Origin of the sequence: Halalkalibacter oceani (assembly GCF_023715605.1) — a bacterium.
Lineage (GTDB): Bacteria > Bacillota > Bacilli > Bacillales > Bacillaceae_D > Halalkalibacter > Halalkalibacter oceani.
This window is the reverse complement of the sequence record NZ_JAMBOL010000002.1, coordinates 208,266-227,509: the sequence shown is the minus strand read 5'-3', so window position 1 is coordinate 227,509 and position 19,244 is coordinate 208,266. Positions and strand designations below refer to the sequence as shown.

Genomic DNA, 19,244 nt, shown 5'->3' with positions numbered 1-19,244 from the left:
AATTAATTGCTTTCGGCTCAGCTTAGTTCTTCAACGACGACGTTGTCATTTGTGTAGACGCAGATGTCACCTGCTGTCTCAAGCGCGGCAGTGGCAATTTCCTTGGCGGACATTGCTGGAGCATGCTTTTTTAGCGCGCGTCCAGCCGCCAATGCATAGTTCCCGCCAGAACCGATCGCCAAAATGCCGTCATCGGGCTCAATGACTTCACCCGTTCCTGAAACGAGCAGAAGATGATCTTGATTCATCACAATCAGCATCGCTTCAAGTCGTCTTAGCACTTTGTCACTTCGCCATTCTTTTGCAACTTCCACAGCGGCCCGCTGCAAATTCCCGTTATACTCTTCTAACCTGGATTCGAATTTTTCAAACAACGTAAAAGCATCAGCGACTGAGCCAGCAAATCCCGCCAGCACCTTTCCCTGATAAATCGTCCGCACTTTTCTCGCTGTATGCTTCATCACAACAGCATTTCCAAACGTCACCTGACCGTCACCCGCCATCGCGCAGGAGCCGTTGTGCTGAATCGCAAAAATCGTCGTTGCATGGAATTGACTCATGTCCTTCCTCCTTCTTCTATTTACTTAAGCCCGAGGATGATGCGCCTGATAGACATGCCGCAACCGTTCCTTCGTTACATGCGTGTACATTTGCGTTGTGGACAGATGCTCATGACCAAGCAGCTCTTGCACAACCCGTAAATCAGCGCCATTATTAAGCAAATGAGTCGCGAAGGAATGGCGGATGTCATGCGGGCGCAAATGCTTATGCTGAGCGGCCTGTTCCATCCGTTTTTTAACAATCGTCCGAATGCTGCGGTCCGTCAGCTGACCACCTTTGTAATTGAGAAAAAGCGCGTCGGGCGACGTCCTTTTTTCCAGCTTCTTCCGTCCACCCTCCATATAGCGCTCAATCGCTTCAAGAGCGAAAGAACCGACAGGGAGATAGCGTTCTTTCCGTCCTTTCCCATGGACAAGCACCGTACCAATCGACAGGTCAAGATCCTGGACGGTGAGACCTGCACATTCACTCACGCGCATTCCAGTCGCATACAACAGTTCCAGCAAGGCACGGTCGCGTTGATCGAGCGGCTCATTACCCTGTAAGGAATAAAATAATTCCTGGATTTCTTCTTCATAGAGGAAAGTCGGCAGCCGACCTTCGTTTTTGGGAAGGAATACAGTGGAAAAGACATTCTCCGACACACGCTTTTCACGCATGTGAAAATTATAGAGGCTTCTTAATGCAGAAATTTTCCGTGATACCGTTTTTCTTGCATAGTTCTTCTCATATAGCATCGTTAAATAAGCGCGAACATCAGCTCTTGTCACCGCGGGGAAGTCCAGCACACCCCTTGCTTTCATAAACTGATAAAAATCATCAATATCCCGCTTATAACTCCGAATCGTATGTAAGGAGCTGTTTTTTTCCATTTGCAAATAGACGACAAATTGCTCGAGCCAGGACTGCTTTCCCAACACAAAACACCCCTCTCGCCTCTAGAGCTACTAAATTCTAACATGATTTAGTAGCCCTGACAACGATGTTTACATTTTTTTCACAAAATTCTGAATTGTGCCCAATGCGCGCTTAGCCAGCTGCTCGTATCGTTCCTGTTTATTCTTAATTTTTACCTCTAATGGCGGAAGTAAACCAAAATTCGCATTCATCGGCTGAAAATTTTTGGCGTTGGCCGTTGTAATATAGCCGGCCATACTGCCGATAACCGTTTCATCAGGAAATGTCAGTAAATCCTGCTGCTGGACATAGCGCGCAGCGTTGATCCCGGCAATTAATCCGGCCGCCGCCGATTCTACATAGCCTTCGACACCAGTGATTTGCCCGGCGAAAAATAAATCGTCGCGCTTCCTGTATTGATAAGTCGGCTCAAGCAAATTAGGCGAATTAATAAACGTATTGCGGTGCATGACGCCGTAGCGCACGATTTCCGCATTTTCCAAACCGGGAATCAGGCGAATGACTTCCTTCTGCGGTCCCCATTTCAAATGTGTCTGAAAGCCGACAATGTTGTATAGCGTTCCAGATGAATTATCCTGTCTCAGCTGGACGACGGCGAACGGACGCTTTCCTGTTTCCGGATGTTCAAGTCCAACCGGTTTCATCGGCCCAAAAAGCATCGTCTTCCGTCCGCGCTTCGCCATGACTTCAATCGGCATACAGCCTTCAAAAAAGATTTCTTTTTCAAATTCTTTTAGCGGCACCGTTTCTGCTGAAATGAGCGCTTCATAAAAGCGATCGAACTCTTCCTCGGTCATCGGGCAGTTTACATAAGCCGCTTCCCCTTTGTCGTAGCGCGATTTCAAATAGACTTTGTCCATATCAATGGAATCTGTTTCAATTATGGGCGCTGCCGCATCATAAAAGTATAAATACTCCTCGCCCGTTAATGCTTTTAATTCAGCGGAAAGCCCAGGCGACGTTAATGGACCTGTCGCGATAATCGTCGGCCCTTCCGGAATCGCGGTCACCTCTTGGGTAAATACCGTTACATTCGGATGGTGCTTCACCTGCTTGGTTACCGCTCCGGCAAACTCATGGCGATCAACAGCAAGCGCTCCTCCTGCCGGAACGGACGCGTCATCGGCGGAACGAATAATGACGGAATCAAGCTGCCGCATTTCTTCCTTCAGCACGCCGACGGCATTTGTTAATGAATTGCCACGTAAAGAATTGCTGCAAACGAGTTCGGCAAATTTATCTGTATGATGGGCGGGCGTCTGCTTCACCGGGCGCATTTCATAAAGATGAACCTGAATGCCGCGTTTCGCCAGCTGCCAGGCCGCTTCACTGCCGGCCAGCCCCGCTCCTATTACGTTTACATGTTGTTGTGTCACGTCGTCTAATCCCTCCAACTTGCTTTACAAACAGTAGAAATGCCTTCACCGTAAAGGTGAAGGCTATTGTCTCTTATCCGACTACCATCATAATACGAGCCGGTCTTTTTTTCAACTATTTTGCTTTTTATGTTTTTTTACGTCCGCGAGGCAGGCGATCACCGAATGCTAAACGCTAATTGGCTTCCTCTTTATAATCGCAAGCCGAGCATTCCACATGGACGCCGTTTTTCGTTTTCTTCTCCACCAGCATTTTGCCGCATTTCGGACACGGTCTGGCAATCGGCTTATCCCATGAAATAAAGTCGCATTCCGGATAGCGGTCGCAGCCGTAAAAGACGCGGCGTTTTTTGCTTTTCCGCTCGACGACATTGCCTTCTTTACACGTTGGACATTTGACCCCGATTTCTTTGACGATCGCCTTCGTGTTCCGGCACTCAGGGAAATTCGAGCAAGCCATGAACTTTCCGAAACGACCCATTTTATAGACCATTTCATGTCCACATTTCTCGCAATCCTCGCCGGCCGGCTCATCCTTGATTTCGACTTCCTTCATTTCTTCTTCGGCGTGCGACAGCCGCTTTTCAAATCCCTGGTAAAACTCATCAATAATTGAAATCCAGCGCTGCTTGCCTTCCTCGATGGAATCGAGATCATTTTCCATCTTCGCCGTAAATTCCACATCGAGAATCTCCGGGAAAAATTCAACGATCATCTCAAGCACGATTTCACCTAATTCGGTCGGGACGAACCGTCTGTCCTCCAAGGCGACATACCCTCTTTTTTGGATCGTGTCGAGCGTCGGCGCATAGGTGGATGGACGCCCGATTCCAAGCTCCTCCATCGTTTTGACAAGACGCGCCTCTGTATAACGCGGCGGCGGCTGGGTAAAATGCTGATTCGGTTCAATCTCAAGCTTTTTCACCGATTGCCCTTCCTGCAAATTCGGCAGCAAGCGGTCTTCTTCTTTCTTACCGTCATCATTGCCTTCGATGTACACCTTCATGAAACCGGCAAATTTCACTTTCGAGCCTGTTGCCCGGAATTGAACATTGTTTTGTTCGATGTCGACCGTCATCGTATCCATAATTGCCGGTGCCATTTCACTGGCAACCATCCGTTCCCAAATCAGCTTATACAGTCTGAACTGGTCTCGTGATAAATAGCTCTTTACCGCTTTCGGATCTTTCCAAACCGATGTTGGGCGGATCGCTTCATGCGCATCCTGGGCTTTTTTATCTTTTTTGACGACTCGCTTTTCTTTCCGGCTGTACTCCTCGCCGTATGTCGCCGTAATGTATTCCTTCGCCTCCGCCTGCGCCGTCTCGGAAATCCGGGTGGAATCGGTACGCATATACGTAATTAACCCGACTGTCCCTTCTTTCTTGCCAAGATCAATCCCTTCATATAATTGCTGGGCGATCATCATCGTTTTCTTGGCGCGGAAGTTTAATTTCCGTGCCGCTTCCTGTTGAAGCGACGACGTCGTGAACGGGGTGACTGGATTTCGTTTCCGTTCCTTCTTCTTGACGGATGTCACTTGAAACTGATCGGATTGCAGCCGCGCTAATACGTTGTTGACATCCTCCTCAGAAGCAAGCTCCTGCTTCTGCCCGTCCACTCCGTAAAATCTTGCTTCAAACGGCTCATTTTCAAGTGAAAACTGCGCCTGAATGCTCCAGTATTCTTCCGGAACAAACGCTTTGATCTCTTTTTCACGCTCAATAATCATTTTAACGGCAACTGATTGCACACGCCCCGCGCTTAACCCTTTTTTCACTTTCTTCCATAGTAATGGACTTATATTATAGCCGACAAGCCGGTCTAAAATCCGTCTTGCCTGCTGGGCATCGACGAGATCCATATTAATGGAGCGGGGATTTTTAAAGGCATCTTTTATTGCCTGCTTCGTAATTTCATTAAAAACAACCCTGCATTCCGAATTTTCGTCAATATTTAAACTGTGAGCCAAATGCCAGGCAATGGCTTCACCCTCTCTATCAGGGTCAGCCGCTAAGTAAATTCGTTTTACTTTTTTGGCAGCTGATTTCAACTCTTTTAATACAGGGCCTTTTCCGCGAATGGTAATATACCTTGGTTCAAAACCTTTCTCAACATCTACTCCCATTTGACTTTTCGGTAAGTCTCTAACATGTCCCATTGAAGCCTTTACAATATATTTTTTACCTAAATACTTTCCAATGGTCTTTGCTTTGGCGGGAGATTCCACGATTACTAAATAATCGGCCATGTAAGCAGCTCCCTCTCTCGAAGAATATATTAAAATCTTCCCTATTATTAAACAGACTTTCTCCATTTGTCAAACGGCAGCTTAAATTCTTTTCCGAAAATCGCTCAAAATGAGCAGCTGTCGTCAGCTTTTTCCGGTAACATTTGGCAGCTCCTGAAGCAGGTCCTCTTTTGTTAAAATCAGCTTTGCTCCTTGCTGGATCAGGCGATTCGTCCCTTCTGATTCAGCGGAAAAAATCGAGCCCGGCACGGCGAACACATCCCGCCCCTGTTCGAGCGCCTGATCCGCTGTAATCAGGGATCCGCTTTTTTTCTTCGCCTCTATGACGACAACAGCCTGCGAGAGGCCGCTGACAATCCGGTTTCTGACTGGGAAATGCCATTTGCGCGGCCTGACCCATGGGGGATATTCACTGACAAGCAGCTGCCATTTTGCCATATATTGAAATAATGATTTGCTTTCTTGCGGATAAGGAAAATGGAACCCTGAGGCGAGTACGGCGATCGTCCGGCCGTTCGTCCGGATCGCCTGTTGGTGGGCGTGCGCATCAATCCCGCGGGCGAGACCGCTGACAATGGTCCAGTCGTTTTCTACCAAAGCGTGAACAAAATAGGCAGCGCTTTTCATCCCTGCCTCAGTCGGCTTTCTCGTTCCGACGACAGCGACCGTCCGCTTATTTGCCAGAATATGCTGCAAGCCTTGCGTATATAACACAAAAGGGGGATCATAAATATGCTGTAACAAACATGGATAGGTGGAATCGTGCAAGGTGATCGGGCAAATGCCCTGTTCTTGGAAAAGTTGCTCAAGCTGAGCTGGAGATATTCGGTGAAGGGTCTGATGAAGCATCATCGCTTTAGTTGGGGGAAGAGTAAATACTTTCTCGAGATCGGCCGGTCTATACTGATAAATGAAATGAAGCTCTGGATCATCGTCGATTATTTTCTGAAAAAGCTTTCTGTTTGCTCCAAAGCAGCTGTGGAGATGAATCCATTTCATCCGAAACGTCGTCATACGCCGCATATCCCTCCTTGTTATCAGTAAACGATAGGCGGAATTTATTACAGAGGCTAGGCAAAAGGTTGTTTTTTCCCTTTTGCCCGGCCTCTGCGCTACTTTTGTCTTATTCTCTCAAAATGAGAAATCGACAATTTTATGACAATTTTTTTTGGAAATTAGCTGTGTGTTTTACACTTTTCCAGAATACCTTTTTCTTCCAAAACAGAGATCAGCGTTTGTCCCATAACAGATGGAGTTTCCGCTACTTTTACGCCGCAGCTTTCCAACGTTTTGATCTTTTCAGCCGCTGTTCCTTTTCCTCCGGAAATAATCGCACCGGCATGACCCATCCGCTTTCCAGGAGGGGCTGTTTGACCGCCGATAAAGCCGACAACCGGCTTTGTCATATTTTCTTTAATCCACTCGGCTGCCTCTTCCTCTGCTGTTCCGCCGATCTCTCCAATCATGATCACCGCATACGTGTCTGGATCCTCGTTGAAAAGCTGAAGAACATCAATAAAGTTTGTGCCGTTAACCGGGTCTCCCCCGATTCCGACGGCGGAAGATTGACCGATTCCGTTTGTTGATAATTGGTGAACCGCTTCATACGTTAATGTACCGGAACGCGACACAACACCAACATGACCTTTTTTATGAATATAGCCAGGCATAATTCCGATCTTACATTCATCAGGAGTAATAACCCCAGGGCAGTTCGGACCGATTAAACGCGTCTTTTTGCCTTCCATGAAACGTTTAACCTTGACCATATCGAGCACAGGAATGCCTTCTGTAATACAAATCGCCAAATCAAGCTCCGCATCGACCGCTTCCATAATCGCATCGGCAGCGAACGCCGGCGGTACATAAATAACCGTTACATTTGCTCCTGTTTCTTTTACAGCCTGCTCAACGGTATCAAAGACCGGAATCCCTTCAACCTCTGTGCCGCCTTTACCCGGCGTTACGCCGCCGACAATCTTCGTTCCATATTCAACCGCCTGCTGTGTATGAAACAAGCCGGTTGCTCCTGTAATCCCTTGAACGATTACTTTCGTATCTTTATTAATTAGGATGCTCATTATCGTGTCCCCGCCTTTCTATTTCACTAATGAAACAATTTTTTGTGCGCCGTCAGCCATCGAATCAGCAGCTGTGATGTTTAAGCCGGATTCTTTAAGAATCTTTTTCCCTAAGTCAACATTTGTTCCTTCAAGACGTACGACAAGCGGAATTTCCAAGCCTACTTGCTTCGTCGCTTCGACGACGCCTTCCGCGATAATGTCACATTTCATAATTCCACCGAAAATGTTGACGAAGATTCCTTTTACGTTATCATCGGAAAGAATGATCTTGAATGCTTCCGTTACTTTCTCGGCAGTAGCACCGCCCCCTACATCAAGGAAGTTGGCCGGGTCACCATTGTAATGCTTGATGATGTCCATCGTTGCCATCGCCAAACCGGCACCGTTGACCATACATCCGATGTTGCCATCCAATGAAATATAGCTTAAGTCATATTTGGAAGCTTCGATTTCCTTCGGATCCTCTTCTTCCAAATCGCGGTACTCAAGCACATCCTTCTGACGATAAAGCGCGTTGGAGTCAAAGTTCAGCTTCGCATCAAGCGCCATTACTTTTCCGTCGCCAGTTGTCACAAGCGGGTTGATCTCGGCAATCGAGCAATCCTTTTCAACAAAGGCTTTATACAAGCCCATCATAAATTTAACAGCTTGACCAACAAGCTCCTTTGGAATGTTAATGTTAAAAGCGAGTCGGCGTGCCTGGAAACCTTGCAGGCCAACAGCCGGATCAATGACCTCTTTAAAAATCTTTTCCGGAGTTGCTTCTGCTACTTCTTCAATTTCCGTTCCGCCTTCTTCAGAAGCCATCATTACGACGCGTGATGTCGCGCGATCAAGAACGAGCCCGATATAGTATTCATTTTTAATATCGCAGCCTTCTTCGATTAGTAAGCGCTTTACTTCCTTACCTTCTGGACCTGTCTGGTGAGTGACTAGCGTTTTACCAAGAATATCAGCAGCATATGTACGTACTTCGTCAAGATTTTTCGCAACCTTGACTCCTCCAGCCTTACCACGGCCACCTGCATGGATTTGTGCTTTCACGACACAAACGTCTGTTCCTAACTCTTTTGCTGCTTCTACTGCTTCTTCAACAGAGAACGCTACTTTCCCATTGGGAACTGCAACGCCGTATTGACGAAGGAGCTCTTTTCCTTGATACTCATGGATATTCATTCTCTCTCCAGCCTCCTATCAATGCATGTAATTTAAGCCGTCTGATAAAAATCGATCATGTCCGGCAAAATCCTCTTCTATTTTAGCACTTATTTCGTCTTTTTGGGAGGGGAAATCCAAGTAGATGCTAAATAAATTAAAGGGCCGGCGCAAAAAGGAAGAGGGGGCTTTTCGGTCGGCCTGAGAAGAAATGATTAGATGATCAAAAAAGGGGGGCGGCCGCACTAGCTGCGGTCACCATTTGTGGAAGTACGCCAAAAGGGAGATGCTTCTGTTAAGGCATCCCCTTATTGCTGCTTATCCGCTTTCTTTTTTGATTCCTTGCTTTGTTTCTTGAGCATTTCCTTTGTCATATCTTTCGCCTTGGCGTCTGTCTCCTGGACGGAAAAATGCACGCCGAATTCCTGCGCGTATTCCTCCTGATAGCTTTCCATAAAAGAGATCGCTTCAGGGACAAGCAATTTATTTTCCTTCATCGACCAGCCCTCCTATAGTAAGACGTTATGGGCATAGTATATCCTTTTGATTGACCCACTATCAGACTTATTTTTGGTGCTGGTCAATTTTATAAATAAAAGAAAACACTTCGGCAACGACTTCATAAAGCTCCGGCGGAATCGCCTGATTCACCTCAAGCTGAGCGAGCATTTCGACAAGGGAAGGATCCTCCTGAATCGGAACGTCGTTTTCCTTCGCCTTCGCAATCAGTTCCTCCGCGATATAGCCTTTCCCTTTAGCAACCACTTTCGGCGAAACATCTGTTTCAGCCTGATAACGGAGGGCGACAGCCTGCTTTTTTCGTTCCTGCTTCATATTCTCACATCCACTCCCTGATAATGCACATGGGGCTTATACAAATGATTTGCCTGCTGCGAGCTCGCCTGCGCATCCTTCATCTTGCGCCATTTTACCGAAAGCAATTGATAATTGTGCTCGGCAAGACCCTTTTTCAAGGTCGGTACTAATACATTGATCAGCGCATCGGGGCTTTCGTGTTCATTATAAACGGTCACCGCCACAATTCGGTTTTGAATCTGGACATCGACAATGGTCTCCTCAAGCTGTTCAAGTGTTAAATAAAAGAGAATGCGGCAGTAATCGGGATTCAGCTCCCCGTTCTGCTGTTTTTTCCCTTCCCATTGAACCGTCATGTCGGTCTGCCACGCACCGAGGGTTAACGGAAGCTGGAGAATCAACTGCTGATACGGGCCATTTTGCTCCTGAGCGAGCAGCTGTTGACCGGTCAGCCGCTGAAGCGTCTGATTGACCTGCTCCTTCAGTCCCGCCGGAAGATCCTGTTGCTGAAGCTGGAGCAATTGCGCCTTTACACGATCCGTCACGATCGTCTCTCTCGTCAGCTCTCCCTGTAGCAGGCGACTAACATCGCGTTCATGCTGATAGCCAAGCAGCTGGAGTACATGTTGCAAATGCTTGGCGGCTCCGCCCTTCTCCTGAGCAAACGGGGAGCCTGATTCAAGCACCTGGAGAAAAGCCGCCCTCTCGCTTGCTGACAGCTCCTGCTGCGGCAACGTCAGCCAGCGGCTATGAATAGCTGCCGCCGGTTCTTTGCTTTGCAAAAGCTGGAGCAACTGCTGCAAGGCTGGCTCCCCTTCTTTCCCTGCCGGTATCGACAGACGGCCGAGCATCGTTTCAAGAAATTGCCGCGGTTCAAGCCTGCTCAGTTCGGCTCCCTGTCCGCTCCTCAAATCCGGCCAAAGTGAAGCGACGATTTCACGATTCGCCGGATGAAGCACCGCGGTCTGAAATTGACTGGCAAGCTGCGAACGGCTTGCTCCTGCCTCGATAATGCCAAGACGAGCGAGAAGCTGGCCGGCGCCCCGGCTTACGTCTCCTTCTCCTTCGGTGGCAAATTGGGCCAACAGCTGAACAATCGGCGACGGTTTCGCCTGCTGATCAGGATGAACGAGCGCAGCTGTTAGCTGTCTAAGCTGACCGGTGGCGGGATGCGTGCTTTGTTCCAGCATCTGACTTAGCTGCTGCAGCTGCTGGGTCAGCGAAGGGCTCAATGTAAGCGACTGGTAAGCCTGAAACGTCTCTTTCGTTAAAGGAAGCTGACGTTGCATCATCTCAATCAGTGTCTGAAAGCCTCTTTGATTAAATTGCTGCAGCTCGGTCAACAGCTGCGAGCCACTGACGACCGTTTGCCGGGTAAAGGGCTGCTGCTGTTCCGACAGGTGGCGGACAAATGCTTCTGTTTCCTTTGAAGCCGGGAGGGAGAGCTGCTGGATCAGCTTTTGGATCGAAGGCTGGTCGCCAAGCCCTTCCCGTTGTCTGATCGCGTTATCATCTAAGACGCGCAGCCGCGGGATCCCCGCGCTTTCCTGGACTTCAAACCAATAGCGCTGACCTGCTGTCAGAGCGGCTTCCAGACGAGCTGTCACCGTCGTCCCGTGAACCTGTAAGGCGGCCATGTTCTGCGGATAAAGCTTAGCGATCCGTCCCTGAAACACCTGGCCTTGGGTAAGGTGTAATGGCCGAGGCTGGGATGGCTGACCGATCCCTTCATTATGAATGCGCGACTGTATCATCTTCTTCCCTCCTAGCTGTTCTTACGCTCTTTCCTGCACCGGTCTGAACGAACGGCGATGCTCGGGCGTCACGCCGAGGCGGTCGATCGCCTCCAAATGCTCCTTCGTCCCGTACCCGGCGTGGTGTGAAAAGCCGTAGCCCGGATATTTCGTTTCAAGCTCAGCCATATATGTATCACGCGCCACCTTGGCGATAACGGAGCTGGCGGCGATCGTGATGCTTTTTTCATCGCCTTTGATCAGGCTTGTTTGCGGAATGTCGAGCTGAAGACTCATTGCGTCAAGCAAAAGATAGTCCGGCTCTTTATGTAACGTCGAGATGGCCGTCTGCATCGCTGTTTTCGTAGCTTGATAGATATTGATCCGATCAATTTCAGCAGCATGCACCATTTCAATGGAATAAGCGATCGCTTCCCGTTTGATTATTTCAGAAAACGCCTCACGTTTTTGTTTCGACAGCTTTTTCGAATCGGTTAAGCCGAGCAGCCTGAAGTCCGGAGGAAGAATGACGGCTGCGGCGACGACCGGACCGGCGAGCGGGCCACGACCGACTTCATCGATTCCCGCCAGCGCATGATAGCCCTGTGAGCGCAACTGTCGCTCGTACTCGTTCATTCGCTCATGCATCGCCAGCAACTGCTGCCGTTGCTCCTGCCGCTTCCTATATTGCTTCAGTAACGTTTGAACTCCTTTGCGTTCGTCTCCGGCCAGCCTGTCAAGCTGCTCCTGTTCAACTTCCGGCTGTTCAAGTAGTTGTCTAATATGCTGAATCGATTGTTTCATTTTATCTCCTTATTTTTCCTTACATCTAACCGGCTAATTTTTCTTCTTATTTTCTATATCGGTTCTTCTTCAGCTTATCTAAAGCAGGAACCGTTGAAACAAAAAAGAGAGGCCAACGCCAAGCCTGCCAGCCCTCGTCCCTCTCTTTTGCAGCCGGACAGCTGCGCTTTTTTACTGCTGATCAGGCCTTTCCAAAGAAATCCGGCCTATCGTTCCTGCTCTTGTTTCCCGCAGGATAATTTCAGCCGCCTTGTCATAATGAACCGCGCCACCAGGCAGCAGACAGCCGCGCTTTCGCCCAATCTCTTCAAATAAAGCTAACCCGTCTTCCGGTATCTCATCAAGCTTGTAACGGCTTTGAATCAATGTTGGATAGGCGTCCTTCATATAACGTAAGACGAACAGCGCGATATCTTGAAAATCAAGGAGTTCATCCTTAATCGCTCCGGTCGCCGCCAAGCGGTAGCCAATTATCTGATCTTCAAATTTAGGCCATAATATCCCGGGCGTATCGAGCAGTTCCAGCTCTTTTCCTACTTTGATCCACTGCTGCCGCTTCGTCACGCCAGGACGATCCCCGACCTGCGCTGTCCGCTTTTGCGCCAGCCGGTTAATGAGCGTCGATTTTCCGACATTCGGGATCCCGAGAATCATCGCCCTGATCGCTCTGGGCTTCATTCCTTTTGAACGCCATTTCTCAATGAGCGGCTGTGCCAGCTTTGTGCAGGCAGCGGCGATTTTTTCGGTTCCTTTTCCCGTTTGCGCATTGATCGCCAGCACGAGCGCCCCTTTTTCTTCAAAATACTGTTTCCAGCGCTCCGTGATCGCCGGATCGGCTAAATCTGCTTTATTTAATAGCACGAGCCTTGGTTTATGGGCGACGATTTCATCAATCATCGGATTTCTCGATGCAAGCGGGACACGCGCATCTAGCAGCTCAATAATGACGTCGATAAAGCCGAGCTTCTCTGTTACTTCACGGCGCGCTTTGGCCATATGTCCGGGAAACCACTGAATCGTCATGCTGCTTCACCTACTTTGCAATTCGTATATTTGAGATCGGCCAAAACACGACATTCGCCTTGCCGATCACTTCATCAATATGAACCGTGCCAATATCGCGGCTGTCACGGCTATGCCAGCGGTTGTCTCCAAGGACAAACAATTCATCCTCCGGCACGACACCATCGAGCTCGAAATCACCGGTCAGACCATCCTGATACAACGGCCGCAGTTCATCTAAATAGGGTTCCTCAAACGGCTCTCCATTAATATAAAGCGTATCATCGCGATACTCGACGCGATCACCAGGTAAACCGATTACCCGCTTAATATAGTCCTTGCCGGCCGGGGCATGGAAAACGATAATATCAAAGCGCTCCGGCTCCCCAAAAACATAACCGATTTTATTGACAATTAAGCGATCGCTGTCTTCCAATGTCGGAAGCATTGACTCCCCATCGACGATCACCGGGGCAAACAAAAACTGCCGAATCAAAAAAGCGAGAACAAGGGCTACAATTACCGCTTTTAGCCATTCCCATGATTCCTTTTTTTTCTCACTCATACCCATGCCTCCATTACAAACATTTACCTGACTATGCCATAGTTTATCACATGCTTGCTTCCTTATGAATATCGAAGCTCTGACAATCCTCTACCCTTTTTTCAACCTGTAATATCTCTTTAAAACAAAAAGAGGGTGTCCCAAAAGCCTTGGCTTTGGGGGACACCCTCTTTTGTATGGGAAAACCCCAAGGGAAACAGCGTTTTTCGTTACCCGCTGTTTCGAGGCTGCGCATCAGGCAGCCTCTCTTCGTGTGTTATCGGATTTCTTTAATACGGGCCGCTTTACCGCGCAGATTACGCAAGTAGTAAAGTTTCGCACGACGTACTTTACCGCGACGCTTCACTTCGATCTTCTCGATCTTTGGTGAATGTAATGGGAATGTACGTTCAACACCTACACCGTATGAGATCTTACGCACTGTGAAAGTTTCACTTACACCAGTACCACGACGCTTGATCACGACGCCTTCAAAAACCTGGATACGCTCGCGAGTTCCCTCAACAACCTTTACGTGTACACGTAAAGTGTCACCAGGACGAAACGCCGGCAGGTCACTGCGAAGCTGATCATTTGTAATTTCACGGATAATGTTGTTCATCGTATAATTCCACTCCTTCCATACAGATGCTCATAACAGGCTGCCTGCAGCGGAACATCGTAATCACTGGCTATTAGCCACAAAGACTATAATAGCATAGAGCAGAGGGGAACACAACTCCCTTTAACGCTTTTCTTGAAACTCCTTCAGCCAGCGCCGCTGCTGTTCAGATAATGGCCCCTGCACAAGCAAATCCGGCCGCCTTTGCCACGTCCGGCGGAGCGCTTCTTTTTCCCGCCACGCTTCGATGTTTTTATGATGCCCCGACAAAAGAACGTCAGGCACCTTCATTCCGCGAAAATCAGCCGGGCGAGTGTAATGGGGATGCTCAAGCAGACCGGTCGAAAAGGAATCCGTCACCGACGATTCTTCATTTCCAAGCACACCAGGCAAAAGGCGGGCGACGCTGTCGATAATGACCATCGCCCCGAGCTCTCCGCCTGTCAGCACATAATCGCCAATTGAGATTTCATCAGTAACGAGATGCTCGCGAATCCGCTCATCATAGCCTTCATAATGACCGCATAAAAGGATTAAGTGCTCTTCGCCAGCCAGCTCCTCGGCTTTTTGCTGGCTGTAGCGCTCTCCCTGCGGGCAAAGAAGAATGACGCGCGGCTTCGTGTGGCTCTCTTCTTTCAGCGCCTCGACGGCGTCGAACAGCGGCTGCGGGCTTAACACCATCCCCGCTCCGCCACCATACGGATAATCGTCGACCTTCCGGTGCTTATTGTCGGCATAAGCGCGAAAATCAACGACCTGAATCTTAACCGCTTCCCGTTCCTGCGCCTGCTTTAAAATCGACGTGTTGATCACTCCTGTAAACATCTCCGGAAAGAGTGAGAGGACATCAATCTTCATCGACAAGTCCCTCTAACAGCCGAACGGTAATCTGCTTTTCTTCGACATCGATCTCTTTGACGACATCTTCAATATAAGGCAGCAGAATATCCTTGCCTCCACCGGCGCGCTGCACGACCCAGACATCATTCGCCCCTGTTTCAAAGATTTCTTTCACGTTTCCGAGCGTTTCTCCCTCTTCTGTGACGACGGTACAGCCGATGATTTCATGGTAATAATATTCATGCTCATCCAATTCATCGAGCTGCTCCTCCGACACAAACAACGTTGACCCTTTAAATGCTTCCACGTCATTAATCGAGTCATAGCCTTCAAATTGAAGAAGATCAAAGTTTTTATGACGGCGATGATGCTTGACAACGACCGGTGTTCCCTGTTCATCAGCCGTCTGACGGATCAGAAGCCCGACGCCCGGCGCATAGCGTTCCTCGGCAAAGTCCGTCGAGGAAATAACGCGCACCTCTCCCCTGATCCCATGCGTATTGACGATTTTTCCGACTTTATACCAATTTGTCATTGTTCATTCCTTCTTTCTGCGAATTTGCTCCACCACTCCGTCTTTGACGACAATTTCCGTCTCCGGGGCCGGCCAAGGATCTCCTTCCTTGATTTCAACAATCGTCTCGACCGTTCCTTCCCGTAGCTCCGTTCCAATTTCGAGCTTGCTCAGCTGATCGACTTTAAAGGACAGTTCAGCGAGCTTTTCTTTTCGCTGCTTGATCTCCTCTTTATAGCGTGCTCGAAGCGTTTGTTGTTCATGCTTGCTGGCGACATCCTTCGTCGCTTTATGTAAATGAAAGGTAAGCTGTTCCAGCTCGCGTTCACATTGCAGAATTTCACTTTTAAACTCCTGCACGATGCTCTGCTTTTTCGCTTCGGTGACAACTTGTTTGACAACAACTGTACGAAGTATTTTCATGTCCTTCGCCCTTCCTTTTCAAATGGTTACAATAGCAAAAGGAGCTGTCCCAAAAGCTAGGCTTTGAGACAACTCCTTCTTCTCTGCGTTGCTAATCCACGATGTCTAATCGCACTCGCTTGTACGGCGAAACCGCAGCGGCATAAACAACCGAGCGTATCGCTTTCGCGGTCCGACCTTGCTTACCGATGACCTTCCCGACATCATCAGGATGGACCATCAGGCGCAAGCATAGGGTTGCTCCCTCTTGTACTTCTTCAACTTGAACATGCTCAGGCTGGTCTACAAGTGCTTTTACAATGTGTTCAACTAACGCCTTCATACGATTCTCCTTTTCACTCATCATCAAAAAGGGAAAGAGCGCAATGAGTTCATTGCTAGAGAGTTGTCACACTCTCTTACTTCTGGTTTTTCGCGTTGTGAAGCTTTTCCATTAAGCCTGCTTTTGAGAACAGGTTGCGAACCGTATCAGACGGCTTCGCTCCTTTAAGCATCCAGTCAAGAGCTTTCTCTTCTTCGATATTCACCTTTGCCGGTTGTGTTAATGGATTGTACGTTCCAATCTCTTCAATGAAACGACCATCACGCGGAGCGCGAGAATCTGCTACTACTACACGATAGAATGGGGCTTTGTTAGAACCCATACGCTTTAAACGAATTTTTACTGCCATTCGTGGGACACCTCCAAAAATAGTTCACACAATTTTTTATATTATCATCAATTCTCCTAGTAATCAACAAAAAGATAAATGGCTGTCCATCCAACTTTCTTGCCCGCCTCACCAGGAAAAGCGACTTCCTTCTTAAAATGGAAGCTTAAAGCCTCCAAGACCTTTGCCTCTTTTCTTCCCTTTGCCGGAGGCCATACCGGTCATCTGCTTCATCATCTTCTTCATGTCTTCAAACTGCTTCAGCAGCCGGTTAACATCCTGAATCGTCGTTCCACTGCCGGCGGCAACGCGGCGGCGGCGGCTGGCATTCATAATACTCGGCTCCTGCTTTTCCTTTTTCGTCATCGAACGGACGATTGCTTCGACCTTGCCGATTTGCTTATCATCGACCTGCAAATCCTTCATGCCCTTCATCTTGTTCATGCCGGGCATCATGTTCAGGATTTCATCAAGCGGTCCCATGCTGCGAACCTGGTCAAGCTGTTCAAGAAAATCATCAAAGGTGAAATCCATATTCCGCATCTTCTTTTCAAGCTCGCGCGCTTTTTCAGCGTCGACATTCGATTGTGCTTTCTCGATCAATGTCAGCACATCGCCCATTCCAAGAATCCGCGAAGCCATCCGCTCCGGATGGAACGGCTCGAGCTGGTCGATTTTCTCGCCCATCCCGACAAACTTAATCGGCGTATTGGTGACAGATTTGACGGAAATCGCCGCACCACCGCGTGTATCACCGTCGAGCTTTGTCAGCACAACCCCGGTAATATCGAGCTGTTCATTAAAGCTTTCGGCAACGTTGACGGCATCCTGCCCTGTCATCGCATCAACGACGAGCAAAATTTCATCAGGGCTGGCAAGCTCCTTTAGCTGCTTAAGCTCATCCATTAATGTTTCATCGATATGAAGCCGGCCGGCCGTATCGATTAAGACATAATCATGATGGTCTTCCTTTGCCTTGGCAATTGCCTGCTTGGCAATCTCCACCGGGCTCACCTGATCGCCGAGCGAGAACACCGGCATATTCAATTGCTTTCCAAGCGTTTCAAGCTGCTTGATCGCCGCCGGGCGGTAAATATCGGCCGCGACGAGCAAAGGCTGACGATTATGCTTTTTGCGCAAATGGTTCGCAAGCTTGGCCGTCGTCGTCGTTTTACCGGCACCTTGAAGCCCAACCATCATCACGACAGTCGGCGGCTTTGAAGCGACGGCGATCTTGCTTTGTTCGCCCCCCATAAGCGCGGTCAGTTCTTCGTTGACGACCTTAATAATCTGTTGCCCCGGCGTTAAGCTTTTCATCACTTCCTGCCCGAGCGCCTTTTCTTTCACGCTGGCGATGAATTGCTTCACCACTTTAAAGTTAACATCCGCTTCCAGTAAGGCAAGGCGAACCTCACGCATCATTTCCTTGACGTCCTGCTCACTGACCTTTCCTTTGCCGCGGATTTTTGTTAATGTATCCTGCAGTCGCTCCGCTAAACCTTCAAATGCCATGTTGTCGCCTCCTAGTCTAATTTCTCAAGAGAGTCAAGCATCGACATGATCTCTTCAGGAGTCGCATTGCTTTCGATTGCTTCCTTGATCTGAGTCAGCAGTTCGGTCCGCTGCTCGAATTTCGCCAGCAGCATCAGCTTTGCTTCATATTCCTCAAGCATCGCCTCTGTCCGCTTAATATTATCGTACACCGCCTGGCGGCTGACTTCAAATGCTTCAGCAATCTCGCCCAAGGAGAAATCATCAAGATAGTACAAGGACATGTATTTCCGCTGTTTTTGTGTTAGCAAGGATTGATAGAAATCATATAAAAGATTCATTCGGAGCGTCTTATCTAACACATCACCAACCCCTTGTTAAGTGATTTCCCTTTACGAGATATCATATTACAACATGCTCCGCCTAACTGTCAAGTTTTTTTCTTAACAAAGCAAAACGCTAGTCCTGCTCGGCCTGTTCCGCTTCCAAAATATCTTTAAACAGCCCGTAGACAAACTGTTCGGCCTGAAACGGCTGGAGATCATCCATCTTCTCACCGAGCCCGATAAACTTCACCGGAATGTCAAGCTCATGGCGTATCGCCAGCACAATTCCGCCCTTCGCCGTCCCATCAAGCTTCGTTAAGACAATGCCCGATACTTCCGTCGTTTCACCGAACGTTTTCGCCTGCGACATTGCATTTTGTCCGGTTGTTGCGTCAAGCACAAGCAGCACTTCATGCGGTGCTCCCGGCACTTCTCTTTCGATGACGCGCTTGACCTTCTCAAGCTCCTTCATCAAATTGACCTTATTTTGCAGTCTGCCCGCCGTATCGCAAATTAACACATCGACCTGACGCGCCTTCGCGGCTTGCAGCGCATCATACATCACCGCCGCCGGGTCTGAGCCGGACTGCTGCTTGATCACGTCTGCGCCGACGCGCTCGCCCCATACTTCAAGCTGTTCGATCGCTCCGGCCCGGAACGTATCGCCCGCCGCAAGCATCACCGACTTGCCCTCCTGCTGCAAATAGTGAGCGAGCTTGCCGATGCTCGTCGTCTTTCCGACTCCGTTCACGCCGACGACAAGGATTACCGTCATCCCATTTTCCTGCAGCGCAAGCGTCGTATCTTCTCCCTCTTTCTCAAGCAGCTCGGTCAGCTTCTCGGAAATGACCGGCTGAATATCAGCCGTATCCTTAATGTTGCGCAGACGAACCTCATCCTTTAACGTATCGATCAATTCCATCACCGTCGGCACGCCGACATCAGCGCTAATCAACAGCTCTTCAAGCTCTTCGAAAAAATCCTCATCGACTTTGCGGTAGCGGTAGACAAGCTCGTTCATTTTGCCGACAAAGGAATCTCTCGTCTTTTCAAGTCCGTTCTTAAACTTATCCGTTACTTCCGTCGTTTGCGTCGTAATTTTTTCCTTCAGTTTCTTAAAAAAGCTCATCTGCT

Annotated in this window: 22 protein-coding genes; all 22 read right to left on the bottom strand. The window is 48.8% G+C overall.

Translation table 11 applies throughout. The annotated features are described in order from the left end of the window. Positions 1-17: 17 nt before the first annotated feature. The 22 genes from hslV to ftsY all read right to left on the bottom strand — a co-directional run bounded on the left by hslV (position 18) and on the right by ftsY (position 19,239). On the bottom strand, positions 18-560 hold the full coding sequence (gene hslV / locus M3202_RS03745) for an ATP-dependent protease subunit HslV (RefSeq protein WP_251222005.1): 543 nt from the start codon (positions 558-560) through the stop codon (positions 18-20). 24 nt (positions 561-584) lie between these two features. Continuing rightward, entirely contained in the window at positions 585-1,478 is an 894-nt protein-coding gene (gene xerC / locus M3202_RS03740) for a tyrosine recombinase XerC (RefSeq protein ID WP_285890144.1), read from the bottom strand. 69 nt (positions 1,479-1,547) lie between these two features. Then, positions 1,548-2,855, bottom strand: coding sequence for an FADH(2)-oxidizing methylenetetrahydrofolate--tRNA-(uracil(54)-C(5))-methyltransferase TrmFO (gene trmFO, locus M3202_RS03735; RefSeq protein WP_251222004.1), 1,308 nt, complete (start codon positions 2,853-2,855; stop codon positions 1,548-1,550). Between the two features lie 175 nt (positions 2,856-3,030). After that, complete coding sequence (gene topA, locus M3202_RS03730) at positions 3,031-5,106, bottom strand: type I DNA topoisomerase (protein ID WP_251222003.1); 2,076 nt, start codon at positions 5,104-5,106, stop codon at positions 3,031-3,033. Positions 5,107-5,229: 123 nt separating this feature from the next. Beyond that, positions 5,230-6,120 (bottom strand): DNA-processing protein DprA, encoded by an 891-nt coding sequence (dprA, locus tag M3202_RS03725; RefSeq protein ID WP_251222002.1) that lies wholly within the window; start codon positions 6,118-6,120, stop codon positions 5,230-5,232. 161 nt (positions 6,121-6,281) lie between these two features. Next, positions 6,282-7,187, bottom strand: coding sequence for a succinate--CoA ligase subunit alpha (gene sucD, locus M3202_RS03720; RefSeq protein WP_251222001.1), 906 nt, complete (start codon positions 7,185-7,187; stop codon positions 6,282-6,284). 18 nt (positions 7,188-7,205) lie between these two features. Beyond that, on the bottom strand, positions 7,206-8,366 hold the full coding sequence (gene sucC / locus M3202_RS03715) for an ADP-forming succinate--CoA ligase subunit beta (protein WP_251222000.1): 1,161 nt from the start codon (positions 8,364-8,366) through the stop codon (positions 7,206-7,208). Between the two features lie 287 nt (positions 8,367-8,653). Beyond that, positions 8,654-8,842 carry a small, acid-soluble spore protein, alpha/beta type gene (locus tag M3202_RS03710; protein WP_251221999.1) on the bottom strand — a complete coding sequence of 63 codons (189 nt, stop codon included), beginning with the start codon at positions 8,840-8,842 and terminating at the stop codon, positions 8,654-8,656. A gap of 67 nt (positions 8,843-8,909) precedes the next feature. Beyond that, positions 8,910-9,179, bottom strand: a complete 270-nt coding sequence (locus M3202_RS03705) for an EscU/YscU/HrcU family type III secretion system export apparatus switch protein (protein WP_251221998.1) — start codon at positions 9,177-9,179, stop codon at positions 8,910-8,912. After that, positions 9,176-10,915: a TP0910 N-terminal domain-containing protein gene (locus M3202_RS03700; protein ID WP_251221997.1), complete on the bottom strand. Its 1,740-nt coding sequence runs from the start codon at positions 10,913-10,915 to the stop codon at positions 9,176-9,178. The genes M3202_RS03705 and M3202_RS03700 overlap by 4 nt, the downstream gene beginning before the upstream one ends. A gap of 21 nt (positions 10,916-10,936) precedes the next feature. Further along, complete coding sequence (gene rnhB / locus M3202_RS03695) at positions 10,937-11,698, bottom strand: ribonuclease HII (protein WP_251221996.1); 762 nt, start codon at positions 11,696-11,698, stop codon at positions 10,937-10,939. 171 nt (positions 11,699-11,869) lie between these two features. Continuing rightward, complete coding sequence (ylqF, locus tag M3202_RS03690) at positions 11,870-12,721, bottom strand: ribosome biogenesis GTPase YlqF (protein WP_251221995.1); 852 nt, start codon at positions 12,719-12,721, stop codon at positions 11,870-11,872. A 10-nt stretch (positions 12,722-12,731) separates the two neighbouring features. Continuing rightward, a complete protein-coding gene (lepB, locus tag M3202_RS03685) occupies positions 12,732-13,265 on the bottom strand; it encodes a signal peptidase I (protein WP_251221994.1) in 534 nt (177 codons plus the stop codon). A 256-nt stretch (positions 13,266-13,521) separates the two neighbouring features. Beyond that, positions 13,522-13,866: a 50S ribosomal protein L19 gene (rplS, locus tag M3202_RS03680; RefSeq protein WP_251221993.1), complete on the bottom strand. Its 345-nt coding sequence runs from the start codon at positions 13,864-13,866 to the stop codon at positions 13,522-13,524. Between the two features lie 123 nt (positions 13,867-13,989). Then, positions 13,990-14,724 (bottom strand): tRNA (guanosine(37)-N1)-methyltransferase TrmD, encoded by a 735-nt coding sequence (trmD, locus tag M3202_RS03675; RefSeq protein ID WP_251221992.1) that lies wholly within the window; start codon positions 14,722-14,724, stop codon positions 13,990-13,992. After that, positions 14,714-15,241, bottom strand: a complete 528-nt coding sequence (rimM, locus tag M3202_RS03670; protein WP_251221991.1) for a ribosome maturation factor RimM — start codon at positions 15,239-15,241, stop codon at positions 14,714-14,716. Before rimM ends, trmD begins: the two co-directional genes overlap by 11 nt. Before the next feature lie 3 nt (positions 15,242-15,244). After that, a complete protein-coding gene (locus M3202_RS03665; protein ID WP_251221990.1) occupies positions 15,245-15,643 on the bottom strand; it encodes a YlqD family protein in 399 nt (132 codons plus the stop codon). 91 nt (positions 15,644-15,734) lie between these two features. Next, entirely contained in the window at positions 15,735-15,965 is a 231-nt protein-coding gene (locus M3202_RS03660) for a KH domain-containing protein (protein WP_251221989.1), read from the bottom strand. A gap of 76 nt (positions 15,966-16,041) precedes the next feature. After that, on the bottom strand, positions 16,042-16,314 hold the full coding sequence (gene rpsP / locus M3202_RS03655; protein ID WP_251192121.1) for a 30S ribosomal protein S16: 273 nt from the start codon (positions 16,312-16,314) through the stop codon (positions 16,042-16,044). A 132-nt stretch (positions 16,315-16,446) separates the two neighbouring features. Then, the gene (gene ffh, locus M3202_RS03650) at positions 16,447-17,805 is read right to left on the bottom strand and encodes a signal recognition particle protein (RefSeq protein ID WP_251221988.1); all 1,359 of its coding nucleotides are present in this window, start codon (positions 17,803-17,805) and stop codon (positions 16,447-16,449) included. An 11-nt stretch (positions 17,806-17,816) separates the two neighbouring features. Further along, positions 17,817-18,146, bottom strand: coding sequence for a putative DNA-binding protein (locus M3202_RS03645; protein ID WP_251221987.1), 330 nt, complete (start codon positions 18,144-18,146; stop codon positions 17,817-17,819). A 97-nt stretch (positions 18,147-18,243) separates the two neighbouring features. Beyond that, entirely contained in the window at positions 18,244-19,239 is a 996-nt protein-coding gene (ftsY, locus tag M3202_RS03640; RefSeq protein WP_251221986.1) for a signal recognition particle-docking protein FtsY, read from the bottom strand. Between the last annotated feature and the right edge of the window lie 5 nt (positions 19,240-19,244).

What these genes read in the sequence shown, in the direction of transcription:
- hslV (WP_251222005.1), bottom strand. Translation starts at nt 560, where the DNA reads ATGAGTCAATTCCATGCAACGACGATTTTTGCGATTCAGCACAACGGC.
- topA (WP_251222003.1), bottom strand. Translation starts at nt 5,106, where the DNA reads ATGGCCGATTATTTAGTAATCGTGGAATCTCCCGCCAAAGCAAAGACC.
- dprA (WP_251222002.1), bottom strand. Translation starts at nt 6,120, where the DNA reads ATGACGACGTTTCGGATGAAATGGATTCATCTCCACAGCTGCTTTGGA.
- sucD (WP_251222001.1), bottom strand. Translation starts at nt 7,187, where the DNA reads ATGAGCATCCTAATTAATAAAGATACGAAAGTAATCGTTCAAGGGATT.
- sucC (WP_251222000.1), bottom strand. Translation starts at nt 8,366, where the DNA reads ATGAATATCCATGAGTATCAAGGAAAAGAGCTCCTTCGTCAATACGGC.
- M3202_RS03710 (WP_251221999.1), bottom strand. Translation starts at nt 8,842, where the DNA reads ATGAAGGAAAATAAATTGCTTGTCCCTGAAGCGATCTCTTTTATGGAA.
- M3202_RS03705 (WP_251221998.1), bottom strand. Translation starts at nt 9,179, where the DNA reads ATGAAGCAGGAACGAAAAAAGCAGGCTGTCGCCCTCCGTTATCAGGCT.
- M3202_RS03700 (WP_251221997.1), bottom strand. Translation starts at nt 10,915, where the DNA reads ATGATACAGTCGCGCATTCATAATGAAGGGATCGGTCAGCCATCCCAG.
- rnhB (WP_251221996.1), bottom strand. Translation starts at nt 11,698, where the DNA reads ATGAAACAATCGATTCAGCATATTAGACAACTACTTGAACAGCCGGAA.
- ylqF (WP_251221995.1), bottom strand. Translation starts at nt 12,721, where the DNA reads ATGACGATTCAGTGGTTTCCCGGACATATGGCCAAAGCGCGCCGTGAA.
- lepB (WP_251221994.1), bottom strand. Translation starts at nt 13,265, where the DNA reads ATGAGTGAGAAAAAAAAGGAATCATGGGAATGGCTAAAAGCGGTAATT.
- rplS (WP_251221993.1), bottom strand. Translation starts at nt 13,866, where the DNA reads ATGAACAACATTATCCGTGAAATTACAAATGATCAGCTTCGCAGTGAC.
- trmD (WP_251221992.1), bottom strand. Translation starts at nt 14,724, where the DNA reads ATGAAGATTGATGTCCTCTCACTCTTTCCGGAGATGTTTACAGGAGTG.
- rimM (WP_251221991.1), bottom strand. Translation starts at nt 15,241, where the DNA reads ATGACAAATTGGTATAAAGTCGGAAAAATCGTCAATACGCATGGGATC.
- M3202_RS03665 (WP_251221990.1), bottom strand. Translation starts at nt 15,643, where the DNA reads ATGAAAATACTTCGTACAGTTGTTGTCAAACAAGTTGTCACCGAAGCG.
- M3202_RS03660 (WP_251221989.1), bottom strand. Translation starts at nt 15,965, where the DNA reads ATGAAGGCGTTAGTTGAACACATTGTAAAAGCACTTGTAGACCAGCCT.
- rpsP (WP_251192121.1), bottom strand. Translation starts at nt 16,314, where the DNA reads ATGGCAGTAAAAATTCGTTTAAAGCGTATGGGTTCTAACAAAGCCCCA.
- ffh (WP_251221988.1), bottom strand. Translation starts at nt 17,805, where the DNA reads ATGGCATTTGAAGGTTTAGCGGAGCGACTGCAGGATACATTAACAAAA.
- ftsY (WP_251221986.1), bottom strand. Translation starts at nt 19,239, where the DNA reads ATGAGCTTTTTTAAGAAACTGAAGGAAAAAATTACGACGCAAACGACG.